This is a genomic window from Paenibacillus sp. FSL H7-0716 (assembly GCF_038002705.1).
Taxonomy (GTDB): Bacteria; Bacillota; Bacilli; order Paenibacillales; family Paenibacillaceae; genus Paenibacillus_AQ; species Paenibacillus_AQ odorifer.
Genome location: NZ_JBBODA010000019.1, coordinates 61,058 through 79,154 on the forward strand (window position 1 = coordinate 61,058; position 18,097 = coordinate 79,154).

The window sequence follows — 18,097 nt, forward strand, 5'->3', positions numbered from 1 at the left end:
ATGTCTAAAATTCAAAAAATCGCAGTATTGACTAGTGGTGGAGATTCACAGGGAATGAACGCCGCTGTTCGTGCGGTTGTAAGAAGCGCACTTTATTTCGGTATTGAGGTATTTGGGGTGCAACGTGGTTATCAAGGTCTGCTGAATCGCGATATCTTCCCAATGGATCTTCGCAGTGTAGGAGATATTATTCAACGTGGCGGTACTGTTCTGCAGTCTGCAAGATGTCTGGAGTTCACGAAACCGGAAGGACAACAAAAAGGCGCGGATATCCTTAATGAACTGGGTATCGATGGTCTAGTAGTTATCGGTGGAGATGGTTCTTATAAAGGAGCTAACAAATTAAGTAAACTCGGTATCAAGACTATGGCTTTGCCAGGTACGATTGATAACGATATCTCCTTCACAGACTACACTATCGGGTTTGATACAGCGGTTGGCGTTGTTGTAGACGCTATTAACAAGTTACGTGACACTATGTCCTCCCATGAACGTTCTTCGATTGTAGAGGTTATGGGACGCCACTGTGGCGATATCGCGCTACATGCTGGACTGGCTTCCGGAGCAGAAACAATTCTTGTGCCGGAAATGCCTTATGATTTGAATGAAGTTGCTGACCGGATGCGCGATAACTTTATCAGAGGTAAACGTCACAGTATCGTAATTGTTGCCGAGGGCGTTGGCAAAGGTGAAGATGTGGCTCAAGCTCTGAAAGACCGTCATGCTTCTCTGGATGCACGGGTTACTGTACTCGGACATATCCAACGGGGTGGAACACCAACTCCTGGAGACCGGAATCTGGCTAGCCGTCTTGGCGATTTTGCCGTACGTAAGCTAATCGAGGGTGAATCCGACAAGGCTTGTGGTATCATCAAAGGTGAATTAACCCTTACGGATATTGATCTCGTTGTAAATACGAAAAAGGGCTTTGACCTGGAGCTGTACGAGCTGGCTTCCCGTCTTTCCCAATAATTAGCGACCCTATATATAAAAAGGAACAGCTGCGAGATTCGCACTGTTCCTTTTTTGTGTAATATGGATCGTTAACTCTGTGGCTGTTCCTGTGTGTATTGTGCGGCATAACGACGTTGAACTTTGATAAGCCGAGACAATAGCAGGGTCGCACCGATGGCAAGACCGGTGATAAGACCAATCCAGTAGCCGAATGCTCCCAGATCTGTATAAGTTGCAAGTACATAACCTGTAGGTAAGCCAATTACCCAATAGGCAATAAAACAAATGATAAAGGCTGGGTTAACATCCTTATATCCGCGAAGCGCCCCTTGAGTAGGTGTAGCAATCGCATCTGAGATTTGGAAAAAGATTGCATAGATCAGGAAATGCTGAATTAACGAGATGACATCGGGTTCATCTGAATATAGACCAGCTACATGATTTCCGGCAAACAAGAGTAATAAAGCTGTGGCCAGCGAAAGGATTGCCGCCAGTCCGATACCCATTATGGCATATTGGCGTGCATCCTTTTGTCTGCCAGATCCGGTCTCGAAGCCAACGAGAATGGTAAGACTGATGCAAATACTGAGCGGAATCATATAGAGTGTTGTTGCAAAATTGATTGCTGCCTGATGAGCGGCAATTGTTACAGTGTCAAACCTGCTCATTAACAAGGTTACAGCGGAAAAGACAGCTGTTTCAAAAAAAATCGAGAAACCGATGGGTACTCCGATTTTAAGCAAATCTTTAATGCTGTTTAACGATATGAAGTAGAAATTACGGAATAATCTGAGATTTACAAAGGCCTGAGAACGATATATGAACAGTAGAGCAACGGCAAATATAACCCAATAGGTAATGGCTGAAGCTACCCCTGCACCAACACCCCCGAGACGAGGGAATCCGAAGTTCCCGAAGATGAGCAAATAGTTCAAACCTACATTTACAGGCAAAGCTATCAGTGTAATACACATGGATACGCGTGTTTGCCCTAATGCGTCTATACAGCTACGAAGAACCGTATATCCAAATAGGGGGATAATCCCAAACGAAATAGCACTGAGGAAGCGGAAAGCGACATCTCTTACACCAGACTCCAAGTTCATAAAATTAAGAATAGGTGACAAGGCGAAGCTGCCGATAAGCAAGACAATGATAGAAACAATCAGTGATAGCCAAATACCTTGTGTGACTTGAAAGGCAACATCCTTATCTTTTTTACTCCCGATGAGCTGTGAAACAATAGGTGTGATCCCCATAAGAATACCGCTGAGACCGGTTTGGATTGGAATCCAAAGACTAGTTCCTATCGCAACTCCTGCCAGATCGACGGTTCCGAATTTACCGGACATATTAGTATCAAAGAAGGTGATCGCGGATAAAGCAATTTGTGTAACAAGGATTGGGAATAAAATATGAAAAAATTGTCCTGCCTTTTGTTTTAAAGAGGTGGTCTGTATCATAATTATGTGCCTCATTCTTTATGGTTTTTCAAGGAATAGGTTAAATAGTTCAATAAGTTTCCGTTAAAAGACCCGGCAGACGCCGGGTCTTTAGCATACGTATATCAGATCAGCTATAAATAATAAGGGCTGTATTCATTGTTTTTCGTAATCAACATCGGCTGTATAGCGATTGTTGGCGTTCCAGAGAAGGAACTCATCCACGTTCTCATCTTTTAAAGCGCGGATTTGATCTTCCACCTGTTTTTTACCATATTTCACATAATGACCACTTCCGAGCCAACTTGCTGTAAAGTCTTGAATCCAAGGCCGAATAACGGGTTTGTAGCTGCCCAGTGGATCAAGCTTCTTATGTGTATCAACCATGGAGCCTTTGATTGTAGCATAAGGATCTAAGTCGGGCTCCTTCACACCAAACCATCCCGTTGAATAGTGGCTTGGATAAACCATTGGACTGATAACATCCACATTCTTGGATATTTTAACAAAGTCCTGGCCAATACCCTCAGCAGGGGCAGATGCGGCATATCCAAAAATATCTACGGACACACGGACACCAAGTGGAGCTAGCTCTGCTTTGGCATATTTAACAAAATTAGATACGATTTCTACGCGTGAATCACTGGTTTTAGTGTATTTAAGGGTTTCAGCACGTTTTTCAAATCCTTCCGGAAAACGAACATAGTCGAACTGAATTTCTTTGAAGCCGAGCTTAACAGCTTCTTTGGCAATATCCACATTGTATTTCCACACATCTTCATTATAAGGATTAACAAAGCTGTCGCCGCCCTTATTCTTCCATACAGTGCCGTCAGTATTAACAAAAGACATCTGCGGGTTCTTCTTGGCAAGAATAGAATCTTTAAAAACAACAATCCGGGCGATAGGATAAACATCATGTTTCTTCAAACGTTCCATTAACTTGCTGATATCTCCAATAAAAGGCTGAGGGTTACCGAGTTTCTGAAGGTCGGCATTATCGGTCTTATACGTGATATAACCCGCATCGTCCTTAATATCTATAACCATTGAGTTAAGTTCGGTTTGGTCAAGCAATGTGAGCAGCTTTTCCATTCGTTCCCCACCAGCACTGTAGGCGGTAACATAGATGCCTTTTACTTTGGGTGCATCTGGCTGTGGATCGGTGTGTAACATACTTTCTGAGTTTGTTGCTTCAGGTGAAGCGCTTGGAGCTGGAGTTGCTACATTCGAATTGTTGTTTTGTTGTGCAATGATGGGGGGATTCATGGCGGACTTCAAAGCGATCGCCACTTCAGCGTCATGTTGGTTCTGTTGTACGCCTACGCTTCCCAAGGCCATCATCAGTAGAGCCCAGGTGATGTTCATTCGTTTTTCTCTCCCTTTATGTACTTTCCCCTAAATTATATAGGAACGGTTGCTCCCAAAAAGAACAGTGTTGTAACAATATTAGCTCAGATTGGGAATAAAAAACCGCCTTTGTTGTTTATAAACGAGATGTATGGATTCGAAACGGTATGAAAAAAGTAAATGCCGCCTTAAATCGGCAACAGGGCCGAACCCAAGGCGGCAACTATCAAGACTTCTCTTGCGGCTTGCTCATTGAAGATACGCAGAATTCTGATGTTCACAGATGCTGTAATGGATAATATCCATGGCATCTGCAGGTTCCAGAATACTTAGCCCGTCTCGCAGAACGATTACTGAATTTAATTCGTCCTGTTTGAGAAACGGCATCATATCAGGATACCACCTCATGACGATTGCTGACAGTTTTACCGTTTCCATTTCCACAAAAATCACCCTTTCCTTTTTCGATAGTTCTGAATAGATTCAGTGTTCATCGGAAAACGAAGTGCTTTGGAAAAAAGAGGGGTAAATCTCAATCTTTATGAAATTGTTAGGGTTCTGCGTGTGTATAATATATCATAATTCTGAGTTTGGTGCATTTTCCAATACTAGGAATTTTTATTTCCTCATTTTGTCTTTCCGGAAGGAACCCATAACACCCACTGTTTCAACAATATTTACAAAAGCTTGAGGATCTGTCGTGCGGATGATACGTTGCAGCTCTGCAAGTTCGTAGCGGGTTGTTACCGTCATTAGCATGTCCTTTTCAACGTGAGAATAAGCGCCTTCTGTTTTAATCTTTGTGACACCTCGTTGAAGGCCTATTAGATGTTGCAGTAATTCATCTGTACGGTTTGTTACAATATATACGGTTACCTTTAAGTGGCTGATATGAATCATATCCAACACTTTACCTGTTACATATATAGATACCATTGATGAAAGTGCTAAATTCCAGTTCTGGTCAAGATAAGCGGCCGCCAGGATAACTAGTCCATTTAAACTTACGACTACATTTCCGACCGGGAAATCTCGGTATTTAGTGATAATTGAACCCAGGATGTCAAAACCTCCGGAAGAACCTCCTGCACGGAAGGAGATACCGCAGCCAATCCCAACGAGAACTCCGCCAAATACAGAGGACAGTAGCATATCTGTAGCCACCAGATGCTCAGGAATCACCGTTAAGAACCAGGTTGTAAACACAACGGATAACATGCTCATAATAATAAATCTCCGGCCTAACTGGAACCAGCCTGCAGCCAGTAGAGGAATATTAAAAAGCAAGTATAGGAGGCTTATGTTTAATGGAGTGAAATAACCCACTAACATGGAAAGTCCAGATACGCCACCACTTAGTAAACGGTGTGGAATTAAAAATAGATTAAATCCACTGGCGATCAGTGCTGCCCCTAAAAAAACAACCAAACAATTCAAAATCTGTCTTAACAAGTAAATCCACCCTTATCTATATATTTAAAAAAATAAAACATGAAAGCAATGAAAAGAAAGGAACCCACTGGTATTCTCACATGTGTTTGTGATATAATGTATAGGATATTCTTGAGTAGAACGTTACAATGGTATTTTTGCATTGCATCGGATGTAAAGCTACAGTTGCTCAGGTACAACAAGGTACCTGATGATTAGGGAGGCTTTTCGTCCCAAAAGCGCTATATCATGCAGAAAATAGAGCATGATTGGACAGCCTATAAATGTGTTTACCGCTACTTAAGAATACAGACAAGCATGTGGAATGTCCACTGTATAGAAGGAGCATGAATAATTTGAAAACATTCGCAGAATTTGGCTTGGAGCCAAAAGTGCTACAAGCAATCACAGAGTTAGGATTTGAGGAGGCAACACCGATACAGGAACAGTCGATCCCATTAGCATTGACTGGGTCGGATCTGATCGGTCAAGCTCAGACTGGTACAGGTAAGACTGCTGCTTTTGGTATCCCCCTCATTTCGAAGATTAACCGTGAAGACGAAAAAATCTTGGCCCTTATTATGGCACCAACTCGTGAGTTGGCCATCCAAGTGTCAGAAGAAATTGGCAAACTAAGCCGTTTCAAAGGTCTTCGCTCGTTGGCGATTTATGGCGGACAGGATATTGGACGTCAAATCCGTGGATTGAAAAAGAAACCACAAATCATTATTGGTACACCTGGTCGTTTGCTCGATCACATCAACCGTAAAACGATCCGTTTGGATGATGTTCAAACTGTTGTATTGGATGAAGCAGATGAAATGCTGGATATGGGCTTTATGGAAGATATTCAGACTATCTTGAAGCTCGTTCCTGTAGAACGTCAAACCATGTTGTTCTCTGCTACAATGCCACCAAACATTCAACGCCTAGCTCAACAATTTCTTAACAACCCGCAACATGTCTCCGTTATTCCGAAACAAATCAGTGCCCCACTGATTGATCAAGCTTATGTGGAAGTGCCTGAGCGTCAAAAGTTTGAAGCTCTTAGTCGTTTGATTGATATGGAATCACCTGAATTAGCTATCGTATTCGGACGTACTAAGCGCCGGGTTGATGAGCTTGCTGAAGCTTTGCAAAAACGCGGATATTCTGCTGATGGATTGCATGGTGACTTGTCACAGAACCAACGTGATGCTGTAATGCGTAAATTCCGTGATGGCAGCATTGACGTGCTGGTAGCTACTGACGTAGCGGCACGTGGTCTGGACGTATCCGGCGTAACTCACGTAATTAACTTTGACTTGCCACAAGATCCTGAAAGCTATGTACACCGTATTGGTCGTACAGGACGCGCAGGTAAAGAGGGTACGGCTTGGTCATTCGTTACTCCACGCGAAATCGATCACCTGCATTTGATCGAACGTGTTACTCGTCACCGGATTACTCGTAAACCTTTGCCAACAATGGCTGAAGCTATTGAAGGTAAACAACGCGTTACTGCTGAGCGTTTGCTTGAAGTGGTAGAAAGCGGAGAGTTGAACGAGTACAAAGGAATTTCTATTCAATTGCTTGAGCAATATGATTCCGTACAATTGTTGTCCGCAGCTATGAAGCTTCTCACTGGCGACAAGAAGGATTCCGCAATTGAATTGACGCCTGAAGATCCGATTCGCGCTAAACGTCGTGGTGGCAAAAACGATATCCGCAGTGGCCGTAAACCTAATGGTGGTTATGGCGGAAACCGTGGTACTTCCGGTGGCAGCGGTAGCGGTGGCGGATACCGTGGTAACCGTGATAATAACGGTGGCGGTAGTCGTGGTGGCTATAGCAGCGGTGGCAGCAACTACGGTAGCGGCAGTGGCGGCTATGGCGGTGGCTATAAAGGCAACCGTGATGGCGCACCAGCTCGTGACGGTGGTGCAAACCGCAGCGCAGAGCGTAAACCATACACTCGTCCAAGCAGCACGAGCACTCGTCCTGCAAAACGTGAAGATTTCGATAATTAATACTTCGTCAAGATAGCAAAGAAGACGAGATGCCGCATTGCGGTTCTCGTCTTCTTTTTGCTGAAATATAAGGATGTTTGGTGAATTGTTGTGTCCTTAGTAGGGCGCGAATTTGTTTTGTGTGATATTAGTATCCGAATGTACGAGTGATGATAACGAGCAAGATAAATAATACGAGGATCGTGCCTGTAGAGGTCCAACCGCCGAAGCCAACAGGTGTAGACATGAGATAACCTCCTTTAAAATGTGGGGATTTTGGTATTTCTTATGGTTACAATCCTAATATATGGACTATAAAGGCTTTACGTATAGACGATAGTCTATAATTCAGAAAGTTGGGCTATGGAAATGAGGAGGTCAAATGAGGTATAGTTAAGATATGTAGTATGTAAGAGACAGAGGAGGAAGGGAATTGGAGTTTAAAGGAGCAATGGGCGGCTTATACCGCGTCACAGAATGGATTTCACGTATCGCAGGAAGTAATATCTTATGGGCACTATGTTCCGCCCCGTTTTTGTTTTTTGGTGTTTTAAAGATGATTATGTTAGGGACAGGCGCAGGTGGAGCGAACGAGCAAATTACATTGAACTGGGCAATGGGAATTCTAGCGCCCTTTACGGTGTTTCCGGCTTCAGCCGCTTTATTTACTGTAGTACGTAAGTGGGTAATGGGGAATACGGATGTAGGAACTTTTCGTACATTTTTTCAGGGGTATAAAGAGAACTATGTAAAAAGTATGCTCGGAGGAGTTATCTATACATTGATGTTCGTTGTTATGTACGTTGATGTAACAGTTTACATGACACAAATGCCTAACTTTAGAATTGTTGGTATTTTGATGTTGGTGCTGATGATACTTTTGTCGGTATCCATGTTTAACTTCTTTTCCATTGTGGTTCATTACCAAATGGGCTTTAAGCAAGTGATGACCAATTCTATATTGCTGACTATAGCGCGCCCAATTCGTGTGTTCTCTACATTGATTGCAGCCGCGGTTCTTGTTTATATCGGTCTTAGATATCCGGCTCTGTATTTCATTTGTATTCCAACGTTGATTGCAATGGCGGCCTTCTTTAACTTCTACGCTACTTATAATAAGCTACAGCTGCAAGTAGAAAAGAAGAAACTGAAAGAGCAGGAAGAAGCAGAAGCAGCATTGAACAATCGGGCGGATGAATATGACGACGATGACGATGATGATGACTACGAGGATGAAATTGATGAAAAGGACACCAAACGCATTTAACAAAATGCTGGATTAAGCGTTGAATATTTCCAGGTAATTAATTCCTGTGTAAAAATAAAGCGCATACAGGTTTACTTTTTCGTTAAAACGCAATATAATAATAACAAATCCTGCGATGTACGTTACGGTTACTCGTTGTTTTGAACCAATGATAATGTCTTGGGAGATCTACACGAAGCGCAGCTGAACCGCCCTGTCTATATGACTTGGGGAATTCAAAAACGTTTTCTGCGATCACCCACCTGCTCTAGCAGGTTCAGAAGACACTGTAGCCGGACGGCATAAGCGGGTTTTCTCTTGTTTAAGCCAAGGCGCCCTGTTTCCCGTGAATAATGGGAGCGGGCGCTTTTTTGTATGTCTGGAATAAAGGGAAAGTGAGTTATACCCTTTTGTTCCTGAGACAAGAGTGTTACACTTAGAATAATGAACTTGGGATTTGTAGAGGGGGAAGAATTTTGTCGTTAAAAAGAACCTTGGTTGGCTTATTCCGCAGTCATGATGGAACAAGCGACCGCGCCAAAGATCCGACATTAAAAACGCGTTATTACAATTTAACTAAAGACAAAGCATGGGAAGAAGTTTCATCAACTTTAAAGAAAGTTCCTGGATTTAAGGTGCTTCACGAAGTGGAGTCTGTAGGTGAGATTACTCTTGAGAAGAGAACGGCATTTGGCCGTACGCTGGACATTACGGTATCGGTGCTTAATACGACGCCTGTTCGTTGTGGTGTAGATATGTATTCTGCATCTAGAGGTTCACTTGGTGATCTCGGGGCGAATTACCGTGTGATTCAACGCTTGTATGCATCTTTGGACAAAAAATTAGGAAAATACAAAGCAGACTGATTTTTAGAGGCCCGTCAAACCCTTCTTGCTTAGGGGTAGTATGAATGCGTTTACGTAAACGGTGAGCTGCTCAGTGTGTTATCGATAAATCTTTCTATTACAAAAAAAGCGGGAGAAGGATGGACCTTCTGCCGCTTTTTTAACAGAGATAATTAAGTATTGATGGAATAACCGCTACTGATTAAAGAATTAGAGCAGCTTCTTCACAGCAGCAATAGCATCTTCATAGTTAGGGTGCTCGGTCATTTCACTCAAATATTCAACATATACGATCTTGTCGTTCTTATCCAGAACAAAGATGGAGCGCATATCTAAGCGAAATTCTTTAATCAGCACACCATAGGCTTGTCCGAATGAAGTTGCTTTGTGATCGGATAGAGTAATAACTCGATCGATGCCGGCAGCACCGCACCAGCGAGCTTGGGCAAACGGCAGGTCCGTGCTTACAGTGAGAATTACCACATCCTCACCAAGCTCTGCGGCTTCACTGTTGAACCGGCGGGTCTGTGCGTCACATACCCCGGTATCAAGAGAAGGGACAACACTGATCAGCTTGATTTTACCGGCATAATCACTTAGAGACACGTCTTCCAGAAGATTCTTGCTCAGAACAAAATCGGGTGCAGGATCACCAGCTGTTAGCTTAGGTCCTACGAGAGTGATGGGGTCGCCTTTAAAAGTAGCTACGCCTGTTTTTTCTTGCGTCATATCCTTGTTTTCCTCCTCGAATTATAATATTGGATTCTTACTGCCACAATAAATTATAATCTTAATAGCAGGAAGATGTCCAACCGGACAAGATATATATGTAAAGGGATGGGTGTTATGATATTTATTCGGTACGAAAATTGGAAAAGTTATGTCCGGTATTATCCGGTAACCTGTCTGCTCATATTGGCCAATGTGATCATGTTTATCCTGACGGTAATTAACGGAGGATCAACAAATATTCAAACGCTTATTGATTTTGGTGCTATAGTTGATGTAAGTCCGTACAAAGAGGAACTGTGGCGCTATCTGGCCGCTATTTTTTTACATAATGGGTTTTCCCATCTGTTCTTTAATTGCTTCGCTCTCCTGGTGTTTGCACCGCCTCTGGAGCGATTGCTGGGCTGGTGGCGTTATGCGCTGCTCTATGTGGCGGGTGGATTTCTGGCAAATCTGCTTACAATTGCGATTAGCGCTCGTTCAGTAGTAGAGGTTGGTACGGTTTCGGTTGGCGCTTCTGGAGCAATCTACGCCATTTATGGTGCATTTTTATACATTGCCGTTATTCAACGGGCGATGATGGATGAGGGCTCGCGTAAGACTTTATACGGATTGCTAATGATCGGGATCATTATGTCGTTTGCTACACCGAATGTGAATTGGGTTGCACATCTCGGAGGTTTGGTTTCTGGCTTTTTCGTATATGGGCTAATTATTCGTATATTCAAAAAAAGCCTAAGACAGGGGCGATGATGGAGTGGAGCTAAGACAGCTGCAATATTTTTTAAAGGTAGCTCAAAAAGAACACGTAACAAGAGCGGCAGAAGAGCTTCATGTAGCGCAGTCTGCGGTAAGCCGTCAGATTCATCAGCTGGAGCAAGAGCTTGGGGTTGATCTATTCATGCAAAAAGGGCGCAATCTGCAGCTTACCCCGGTTGGGCAGCTCTTTTGCAAGAAGGTTGAGAGTATCCTTAAGGAGTTGGAGCATTCGGTAAATGAGGTGCATGAATTTCTGGATCCCGAGCGTGGTGAGATTCGGATTGGATTCCCTCATAGCCTTGGCACACATCTAATCCCGACTATCGTTGCAGATTTTCGTAAGTATTATCCTCATGTCAAATTTCGTTTTAAACAAGGGTCTTACCCTTCTTTGATAAAAGACGTATTGTCTGGGGAAGTGGATTTAACTTTCATTTCGCCTTTTCCGGAGAATGATGAGCATGTCTCGGGGGATATTGTAATGACTGAAGAGTTGTTTGCGATTCTTCCTCAGAATCACCGGCTGGCAGGAGAATCTGAAATCCGGTTGGAACAGCTGCAAAAAGAGAAGTTTGTTCTATTCAGCCAAGGCTATTCGTTGAGACCTATCGTTTGGCAAGCTTGCTTGCAGGCGGGATTCCAACCGCAGATTGCTTTTGAAGGCGGAGAGACCGATACCATTCGTGGTTTGGTGGCCGCAGGGATGGGTGTAAGCCTGCTTCCGGAGATGGCGTTCTATCAGACGAATCCTCTTCAACCAGCCCAGGTGAAGGTTGTGGAGCCTGCGGTGACAAGAACGGTTGGCTTGATCTACCGTACAGATAGTAAATTACCGCTGGTGGCACGTTCCTTTCGGACTTTTTTAATCTCCTACTTTAAAGCTAGGCAAAATAATACCCCGGTCGGCTCTTAGCCTTCCGGGGTTTTTGTTGTTTAGAGGTATGCGATATTAGTCGCGGTTGCCTAAAAAGACGGTGATCAAGCGAAGCAATTCAAGCAAGGATACTAGAGCAGCGGCAACATAAGTTAATGCAGCGGCGTTGAGAACCTTTGCTACTCCGCGTTCTTCTTCGTTGCGGATGAAACCTTGTTCTACCATGACCTGACGAGCCCGGTTACTGGCGTTGAATTCTACAGGCAGCGTTACGAGCTGGAATGCAACAGCGGCTGAGAAGAAAATGATACCCAAGCCTATAAGATTAAAGTAACCGAAGATGAAACCTGCCATCAGCATGAAAGGTGCGATGCCTGATGCGAAATTAACTACCGGGAACATCCGGTGACGAAGTGTCAACATAGGATAACTTACTTTATGCTGAATCGCGTGGCCTACTTCGTGACAAGCGACAGAAATTGCAGAGATGGAACTTTCATAATAGACAGGCTCTGATAAGCGTACAACTCTGTGGATGGGGTCATAATGGTCTGAGAGTGTGCCTCTTACAGGTTCAATCGGAACATCGTGTAAGCCATTAGCATCGAGCATACGTCTCGCGGCTTCATATCCAGTCAGGCCGTTCGAATTGGCTACCTTTGACCACTTGCTGAAGGTTCCTTTAACTCTAAACTGTGCCCACAATGAGAAAAGAAAAGCAATAATTACTAATAGGTACATAAACATAGATGCATTCCTCCACTGTATTGTAAATATGGTATTTACATTGGCGGTCCTTGCGTAAGCAATAGCCGGATCGCTTCCATGCAGGCTAATCCCTGAGGGAGCAGATTTGAAAGTACGCGACTGGCCTGTCCTGGCTTCAAACCACTAATAAGAGGTTCAAGGGCTTTTACTTCCCGTTCTAGCCGCTGCATTTGCTGCTCTAACTCAACTAATTTATCAGAGACGTCAGTTTCTGGTGTTGCCTCGTTCCATTTGCCTAGCATAGATTTGATTTCTTCCAATGAATACTTGTCATGCTTTAATTGAGTAATACGTTCTAAAGCGGCCAAGGTTTCATGGCTGTATAGCCGATAATTTTTGGTGCTTCTAGATTCCGGGGAGATTAATCCCAGTTTCGTGTAATAATCAATAGTTCGTTCACTAATGTGAGCAGCCTTAGCTAATTCTCCAATTCGATACAAAATCATATCCCCATTTAATCTCGCCTCACTAATTGAATACGACTGCCGATAAGTGGCGGTCATCTCCTAAATTGATGGTTTCTTATGCTATCTGTAATGATAACAAACTGGAAACCATACAGTCAAACGTCATACTTTCATAAAGTATATGCAGTAAAGAAGGGTTAATTCATGAACGGTGATCTGTAGTTTCTATACAATACACTCAAACTCAAAGGAATATCAAATTTGAAGAATGATTGGGGTTGAAAACTATAAGTCGCCCCAATACATAACATTTAATGTTATGTATTTTGTGGTTTTGGTAAAAGATGCGTTCAATTATCAGGTAATATAAATGAGATTGTACGCGTAGTTATTTTAATGAAAATGCAGCTGTAATCAGGCCTTTAGGACCTCTAGTCCATTAGTACTGTGAAAATTTCGTGTGCTCAAATAAAATAAAATAAAAACATTCCTAAAATAGTCTTGTCAATTTACCTGACTTCTGATTATAATGACATTAAGAGTTTCACGCTTTGTTAGAAAATATAACATTGGGGAGTGGGGTAAAAATGAAAAAGAAATGGTTGATGATGTTACTGGCCATGATTACACTGATGATTTATCCGGTAAGTGCTTTTGCAGCGGACGGTCCGACGAACGTTGACTTACAAGTCGGATTGGACACAGCGTTTACCTTCCTGGCATTCATTTTAGTATTCTTTATGCAAGCAGGGTTTGCAATGCTCGAAGCGGGTTCGGTTCGGATGAAGAATGCAGGGCACGTAGCAGGTAAGACAGTACTTACCCTGGCTATCGCAAGTCTTTGCTTCTGGGCTATCGGCTTTGGACTTGGTTTCGGTAACGGCAATGGCTTCTTCGGTACTACAGGCTTCTTGTACGGAGGAGATTCAACCGCAGCTTCTTTTGAATCACTTGCATTTTCTGATGTTACTTTAAATGTTAAATTCTTATTCCAAATGGCCTTTGCAGCAGTTTCCTTGGCTATCGTATCTGGTGGTATGGCAGAACGTGCGAAGCTAAGTGTGTATATCATTTTCGGAATTTTGTTCTCCGTCGTAATTTATCCAGTTGTAGCTCACTGGGTATGGGGCGGTGGCTGGTTGGCTGAGCTGGGTATGCAAGATTATGCAGGTTCCACGGTTGTCCATCTTACAGGTGCAACGGCAGCAGTGGTAGCAACCATATTGCTTAAGCCTCGGCTTGGTAAGTTTAATAAAGAAGGTAAACCCGTGATCATTCCAGGTCATAACCAAGTATTTACTGTACTCGGTGTTATTATCCTCTGGTTTGGTTGGTTCGGATTCAATCCAGGTAGTGCTTTGTCCCCAATGGGCGGTTTCTTCGGTCACGTAGCCCTAACAACGAACATCGCAGCAGCAGCAGGTGGTTTGGCAGCATTGATTGCTTCTTGGTTGTACTTTGGTAAGTCTGATATTCCAGCAATGCTGAATGGTGTTCTGGCTGCATTGGTTGCAATCACAGGAGCGTGTGCTTTCGTTGATCCATGGGCAGCAATCATTATTGGTTTTGTAGCCGGTGCTTTTACATTCATGACTTCCCAATGGCTGGAACGTGCAGGGCTTGATGATCCAATCTATGCTTTCTCGGTGCATGGTATTGCGGGGATGTGGGGTGCAGTTTCAACGGGTCTGTTCGCTGTACCTGAGCTTATTACTAAAGGCGGCTTGGTAGGTGAAGCTGGATTGTTCTACGGTGGCGGTTTCCATCAACTAGGGGTTCAAGTGCTTGGTGTGGTTGGAACATTTGTTTTTGTAGCCGTTCTTTCTTTCATCATCTTGTATGTAATGAAGGTAACTATCGGACTTCGTGTTACAGAAGAAGAAGAATTGATGGGTTTGGATATCAGTGAGCATGGTACCTACGGATACCCTGAGCAAATGAAATTGATCGCAGATTCGGAATCCAAAACCCTTAAACAATAACATTTCACCTCGGACAGGGAGGCGGACCGTGTGGCAGCGATGGAGTTAACAGATGAGTATAATGAAGAAAGCTTTAGGACCATCGTATTGGCCGGTTCGTCAGAGGAGCTTAAGGAGAGGCGTGTTGCCTGTCAAAAAGTACTTCTCGAAGAGTTGAATGTTATTCCTATAGAGGAATGGATGTTCCGTGTGAATACTATGCATGATCTTATTGCCCAAACCGCAGTACTCATATGTGAGGCACAGATGAAAGAGGCGGGCTATGGCCCGCCTCCCTGTGCTTATTCCTTTATTGTGTTTGGCAGCAGTGGGAGGCAGGAGGCAACGCTTTGGAGCGATCAGGATAATGGCCTGATAGTCGAAGGAGAGCCTGATGGGGAAAAAAATCGCTATTTCGAATTTTTCGGAACTTTATTATCCGATATGCTTGAAGAAGTAGGATATGAGAAATGTGCGGGGAAGGTAATGTGCTCCCAAGTCATGTGGCGTAAGACATTATCTGAATGGATAGAGCAGCTTGATAGCTGGAGAAATCAGTTGGAATGGGAGCCGATCCGGTATCTTATTATCTCTTCTGATATGCGTCATGTGGCAGGAAGCGTGGAGTTATCAGCGAAGTGGCAAGAAGCTTTCTATGAAGGCTTTGCGGAAAATGAGCAGCTGTCTAATGCTGTTCTTCGCAATACAGTGCGCCACAAAGCGACTTTGAATTTACTGGGACAGGTGTTAACAGAACGGTTTGGTGATTATGCAGGCGGATTTGATGTGAAGTATGGGGTCTATATTCCGTTAGTGAACATTGTTAGACGGTTGTCATTACTAGATGGCATTAGAGCTGGCTCGACATTAGAGCGGATTGAAGCGCTTGATAGGCTTGGGAAATATCAACATTTAGAGGATATTCGCAGAGCTTTCTTGTTAGCAATGCGGTTGCGAGTGAACACGCCATATAGTGTTCAGGATGGATTGTTAATCAGCAGTGATTATGTAGCTGAGAGTGAATTGAAGAATAAGCAGCTGCTGTCTGAGCTGCGTGAAAGCCTGCTGCTTGTCAGACGCCTTCATCGGGCGCTGCAGCGTCAGCTCCGCTCAGCGGAAAGGTGGCGGTCATGAGGGAGCCGAACAAAAGCGGAGGATTCTGGAGTAATCTAAGACAAGGTGGAATGCCCTCGGCAATTGCTTCGATGAGAGGTGGGGAAACTGCGCAACAGACTGCGCAGCAAATGGCCTTTATTCGATCTTTGATGCGAGAGAAGCGGCGGCCTGAGGTGCTGCATACCCCATTGTCTGAATTAGAGACAGTGATCTTTGATCTAGAGACTACAGGCTTTTCCCATCAGCATGGGGATGAGATTATGTCTTTCGGAGCCGTCAAGGTTGTTGGAGAGCAGATTAAAGAAGAGGAATGCTTTTATACACTGGTGAACTGTCAGACGGCTATTCCGGAGGATATTACAAGGCTGACTGGGATTACGGAAGAAATGACACAATCCGCTCCCTCCTTAATCGATGGCCTTCATAATTTTATGTCCTTTGTAGGTCAGAATGTGCTGGTGGCACATGCAAGCTCACATGACAAGGCTTTTCTTAATGCTGCTTTATGGAAAACCTCTAAAGTTCAGCTAACCCACCGTGTGCTGGACACGATGATGTTAGCGCGATGGCTTGAGCCACAGCGAAGTAATTATTCGCTGGATGAGCTGCTATATGTGCATGAAATTCCGATTCATGGCCGTCATCATGCCTTGGAAGACGCAAAGATGACAGCTCAGCTGTGGGTGATCTACCTGCGGGAAATTTCGGAGCGCGGCCAAGTGGATACCTTGGGAGATCTCTATGCTTATTTAAGTAGAACATGAAGCGGGGCTTGGGATAAACCGCGGGACAAATTACCGCACTCATCAGGCAAACGCTCAATATAAAATCCGTTCAGAATGGGATTGGCGCTGTCTTTGGTGTTGGGAGAACCTATAAGATAGAGCGCAAACTCAGGTCCTAGTGCTGTCAATCCTTTATAATCGGCAACTGAAGGGATAGGTGCTGAATGTGGGTGGGAATGAAATAGGCCGATAATTGTCGGTTCGTTGTACAGTATATTAATCCACTCTTCAGGGTGGGGAGTGAAGGTGTGCAGCGGGTCTGGCGCTACGTTGCGCAAGGGTACGTAAGTATCAATGAGCATGCCACCCGCTGCGGCAGCACCCAGCAGGACTCCACATGCTTCATACGGATAACAGGACAGCAGGTGCTTCCCCAGTGCTTGCTGTGCGGAATTTTTCAGTCTTATAGGCTGGACATTTCCCTGGAATGCTGCCATTTGTTCACCCCTCTCTCTTCATTAGGGTTTCGTCGCAGACGAAACCCTCTTTTTTTATTATAAAAGTATATATTATTGTGTAAAAAATGGATGGTTTGAAATTTAACCTATTGAGGGTACAATAGTAGAAAACTATTCCAATTGTAAAGGAACAGATGACTATGAAAGCAAGTAACAAATTAAATATAACAGTATTGCTCATAGTTGTATGTGTTGCTGTGTTTACGGTGTGGCATAATCGTGAGCCAAAAGCAGAAGCTGTACTTGCGCAGCAAAATGAGCTGCCGATGAAGAGCGGACCTAAGGCTGGACTGCGTGCACCTTCGTTTTCACTTCAGGGAACAGATGGGACTACCTATGTTGTTGATGGCCCCAGAGATAAAGCGGTAATCCTTAATTTCTGGGCTTCATGGTGTGATCCCTGCCAGCAGGAAGCTCCTGAACTTAATACTATGGCCACTAAGTATAAGGATGTACTAGATATTTACGGTATTAATGTGAGCAGTCAGGATTATAAACCCAATGCTGAACGTTTTATCAAGAAATACGGTCTTGTGTTTCCGGTTATGTTTGATGTAAAAGATGAGGTGTACAGCAAATATAATGGAGCTGTTTTTCCCACCAATGTGCTCATTGATAAGAATGGAGTGATCTCTGAGATTATTCTAGGTATTCTTAGTCCTGAAGAGTTGGAGGAGAAAATAATCAAGCTTACCGAATCATGAAGCAGGCTGTCCCATATGGAGACAGATCTGTTTTTTTCTCCAAACAGCAAAAGTCTACAGATCAGCGATTCTTCTTATTGGAGGATCGCTGATCTGCGTTTTTGGTCAGCCGCGATTTGCTATAGTAGACCCACAAGCAGTAATTTCACTATACCGTGGAGCAGAAATGGCTGGAGCCCCGAAGGAAGCCGAGTTAGAACAATTGGGGAATTTCTCTTTATTATTTCGAGATCTCGGGTCATTCAACGAATAATTAGGGAAAATATCCCTCTAATCTAGC

The 18,097-nt window shown here is 43.7% G+C and carries 19 protein-coding genes and 1 other RNA gene; 11 read left to right on the forward strand and 9 right to left on the reverse strand.

What is annotated here, in order from left to right:
• On the forward strand, positions 1-972 hold the full coding sequence (pfkA, locus tag MHH60_RS21615) for a 6-phosphofructokinase (RefSeq protein ID WP_036689277.1): 972 nt from the start codon (positions 1-3) through the stop codon (positions 970-972).
• A 71-nt stretch (positions 973-1,043) separates the two neighbouring features.
• Here pfkA and MHH60_RS21620 read toward each other — a convergent pair whose 3' ends face one another.
• The 4 genes from MHH60_RS21620 to MHH60_RS21635 all read right to left on the reverse strand — a co-directional run bounded on the left by MHH60_RS21620 (position 1,044) and on the right by MHH60_RS21635 (position 5,198).
• Positions 1,044-2,417: an MATE family efflux transporter gene (locus MHH60_RS21620; protein ID WP_076133635.1), complete on the reverse strand. Its 1,374-nt coding sequence runs from the start codon at positions 2,415-2,417 to the stop codon at positions 1,044-1,046.
• Between the two features lie 135 nt (positions 2,418-2,552).
• Positions 2,553-3,764 carry a putative glycoside hydrolase gene (locus MHH60_RS21625; protein ID WP_076133634.1) on the reverse strand — a complete coding sequence of 404 codons (1,212 nt, stop codon included), beginning with the start codon at positions 3,762-3,764 and terminating at the stop codon, positions 2,553-2,555.
• Positions 3,765-3,995: 231 nt separating this feature from the next.
• On the reverse strand, positions 3,996-4,184 hold the full coding sequence (locus MHH60_RS21630; RefSeq protein ID WP_036689649.1) for a hypothetical protein: 189 nt from the start codon (positions 4,182-4,184) through the stop codon (positions 3,996-3,998).
• Positions 4,185-4,364: 180 nt separating this feature from the next.
• On the reverse strand, positions 4,365-5,198 hold the full coding sequence (locus MHH60_RS21635) for a YitT family protein (protein WP_036689285.1): 834 nt from the start codon (positions 5,196-5,198) through the stop codon (positions 4,365-4,367).
• 335 nt (positions 5,199-5,533) lie between these two features.
• Between MHH60_RS21635 and MHH60_RS21640 the strand changes: the two genes are divergently transcribed.
• Entirely contained in the window at positions 5,534-7,186 is a 1,653-nt protein-coding gene (locus MHH60_RS21640) for a DEAD/DEAH box helicase (protein WP_036689288.1), read from the forward strand.
• A gap of 127 nt (positions 7,187-7,313) precedes the next feature.
• Here MHH60_RS21640 and MHH60_RS21645 read toward each other — a convergent pair whose 3' ends face one another.
• Positions 7,314-7,412, reverse strand: coding sequence for a hypothetical protein (locus tag MHH60_RS21645; RefSeq protein ID WP_036689290.1), 99 nt, complete (start codon positions 7,410-7,412; stop codon positions 7,314-7,316).
• Between the two features lie 186 nt (positions 7,413-7,598).
• On the opposite strand from MHH60_RS21645, the gene MHH60_RS21650 reads away from it, so the two are divergent.
• The 3 genes from MHH60_RS21650 (at position 7,599) to MHH60_RS21660 (ending at position 9,277) form a co-directional block, all read left to right on the forward strand.
• Complete coding sequence (locus tag MHH60_RS21650; protein ID WP_076133633.1) at positions 7,599-8,432, forward strand: YesL family protein; 834 nt, start codon at positions 7,599-7,601, stop codon at positions 8,430-8,432.
• Between the two features lie 104 nt (positions 8,433-8,536).
• Positions 8,537-8,728: non-coding RNA, 6S RNA (gene ssrS, locus MHH60_RS21655), on the forward strand.
• 159 nt (positions 8,729-8,887) lie between these two features.
• Complete coding sequence (locus tag MHH60_RS21660) at positions 8,888-9,277, forward strand: DUF1499 domain-containing protein (protein ID WP_036689295.1); 390 nt, start codon at positions 8,888-8,890, stop codon at positions 9,275-9,277.
• 189 nt (positions 9,278-9,466) lie between these two features.
• On the opposite strand, the gene tpx is transcribed toward MHH60_RS21660, so the two are convergent.
• Positions 9,467-9,985 (reverse strand): thiol peroxidase, encoded by a 519-nt coding sequence (gene tpx / locus MHH60_RS21665; RefSeq protein WP_076133632.1) that lies wholly within the window; start codon positions 9,983-9,985, stop codon positions 9,467-9,469.
• A gap of 117 nt (positions 9,986-10,102) precedes the next feature.
• Here tpx and MHH60_RS21670 point away from each other — a divergent pair, with 117 nt between their 5' ends.
• Entirely contained in the window at positions 10,103-10,738 is a 636-nt protein-coding gene (locus MHH60_RS21670) for a rhomboid family intramembrane serine protease (RefSeq protein ID WP_076125160.1), read from the forward strand.
• 4 nt (positions 10,739-10,742) lie between these two features.
• Positions 10,743-11,657, forward strand: coding sequence for a LysR family transcriptional regulator (locus MHH60_RS21675; protein WP_076125124.1), 915 nt, complete (start codon positions 10,743-10,745; stop codon positions 11,655-11,657).
• A gap of 36 nt (positions 11,658-11,693) precedes the next feature.
• Here the strand turns inward: MHH60_RS21675 and MHH60_RS21680 are convergent, their stop codons facing one another.
• Together MHH60_RS21680 and MHH60_RS21685 are read right to left on the reverse strand one after the other, a co-directional pair.
• Positions 11,694-12,365, reverse strand: coding sequence for a zinc metallopeptidase (locus MHH60_RS21680; protein WP_076125126.1), 672 nt, complete (start codon positions 12,363-12,365; stop codon positions 11,694-11,696).
• 35 nt (positions 12,366-12,400) lie between these two features.
• Positions 12,401-12,832: a MerR family transcriptional regulator gene (locus MHH60_RS21685; RefSeq protein WP_036689305.1), complete on the reverse strand. Its 432-nt coding sequence runs from the start codon at positions 12,830-12,832 to the stop codon at positions 12,401-12,403.
• A 548-nt stretch (positions 12,833-13,380) separates the two neighbouring features.
• Between MHH60_RS21685 and MHH60_RS21690 the strand changes: the two genes are divergently transcribed.
• From MHH60_RS21690 to MHH60_RS21700, 3 genes are read left to right on the forward strand one after another with little or no spacing between them, the layout of a single operon-like run.
• Complete coding sequence (locus MHH60_RS21690) at positions 13,381-14,775, forward strand: ammonium transporter (RefSeq protein ID WP_036689307.1); 1,395 nt, start codon at positions 13,381-13,383, stop codon at positions 14,773-14,775.
• A gap of 39 nt (positions 14,776-14,814) precedes the next feature.
• Positions 14,815-15,888: a DUF294 nucleotidyltransferase-like domain-containing protein gene (locus tag MHH60_RS21695; RefSeq protein ID WP_076133687.1), complete on the forward strand. Its 1,074-nt coding sequence runs from the start codon at positions 14,815-14,817 to the stop codon at positions 15,886-15,888.
• Positions 15,885-16,634: an exonuclease domain-containing protein gene (locus tag MHH60_RS21700; RefSeq protein WP_076133631.1), complete on the forward strand. Its 750-nt coding sequence runs from the start codon at positions 15,885-15,887 to the stop codon at positions 16,632-16,634. Before MHH60_RS21695 ends, MHH60_RS21700 begins: the two co-directional genes overlap by 4 nt.
• Here the strand turns inward: MHH60_RS21700 and MHH60_RS21705 are convergent.
• Entirely contained in the window at positions 16,616-17,092 is a 477-nt protein-coding gene (locus tag MHH60_RS21705; protein WP_076133630.1) for a Mov34/MPN/PAD-1 family protein, read from the reverse strand. The two genes, MHH60_RS21700 and MHH60_RS21705, sit on opposite strands and share 19 nt — an antisense overlap.
• A gap of 161 nt (positions 17,093-17,253) precedes the next feature.
• Here MHH60_RS21705 and MHH60_RS21710 point away from each other — a divergent pair, with 161 nt between their 5' ends.
• On the forward strand, positions 17,254-17,817 hold the full coding sequence (locus MHH60_RS21710) for a TlpA family protein disulfide reductase (RefSeq protein WP_076133629.1): 564 nt from the start codon (positions 17,254-17,256) through the stop codon (positions 17,815-17,817).
• The last annotated feature ends 280 nt before the right edge of the window (positions 17,818-18,097 follow it).

Coding starts and splice junctions, on each gene's coding strand:
- pfkA (WP_036689277.1), top strand. CDS start 1: ATGTCTAAAATTCAAAAAATCGCAGTATTGACTAGTGGTGGAGATTCA.
- MHH60_RS21620 (WP_076133635.1), bottom strand. CDS start 2,417: ATGATACAGACCACCTCTTTAAAACAAAAGGCAGGACAATTTTTTCAT.
- MHH60_RS21690 (WP_036689307.1), top strand. CDS start 13,381: ATGAAAAAGAAATGGTTGATGATGTTACTGGCCATGATTACACTGATG.
- MHH60_RS21630 (WP_036689649.1), bottom strand. CDS start 4,184: ATGGAAACGGTAAAACTGTCAGCAATCGTCATGAGGTGGTATCCTGAT.
- MHH60_RS21645 (WP_036689290.1), bottom strand. CDS start 7,412: ATGTCTACACCTGTTGGCTTCGGCGGTTGGACCTCTACAGGCACGATC.
- MHH60_RS21695 (WP_076133687.1), top strand. CDS start 14,815: ATGGAGTTAACAGATGAGTATAATGAAGAAAGCTTTAGGACCATCGTA.
- MHH60_RS21710 (WP_076133629.1), top strand. CDS start 17,254: ATGAAAGCAAGTAACAAATTAAATATAACAGTATTGCTCATAGTTGTA.
- MHH60_RS21700 (WP_076133631.1), top strand. CDS start 15,885: ATGAGGGAGCCGAACAAAAGCGGAGGATTCTGGAGTAATCTAAGACAA.
- MHH60_RS21685 (WP_036689305.1), bottom strand. CDS start 12,832: ATGATTTTGTATCGAATTGGAGAATTAGCTAAGGCTGCTCACATTAGT.
- MHH60_RS21705 (WP_076133630.1), bottom strand. CDS start 17,092: ATGGCAGCATTCCAGGGAAATGTCCAGCCTATAAGACTGAAAAATTCC.
- MHH60_RS21625 (WP_076133634.1), bottom strand. CDS start 3,764: ATGAACATCACCTGGGCTCTACTGATGATGGCCTTGGGAAGCGTAGGC.
- tpx (WP_076133632.1), bottom strand. CDS start 9,985: ATGACGCAAGAAAAAACAGGCGTAGCTACTTTTAAAGGCGACCCCATC.
- MHH60_RS21670 (WP_076125160.1), top strand. CDS start 10,103: ATGATATTTATTCGGTACGAAAATTGGAAAAGTTATGTCCGGTATTAT.
- MHH60_RS21680 (WP_076125126.1), bottom strand. CDS start 12,365: ATGTTTATGTACCTATTAGTAATTATTGCTTTTCTTTTCTCATTGTGG.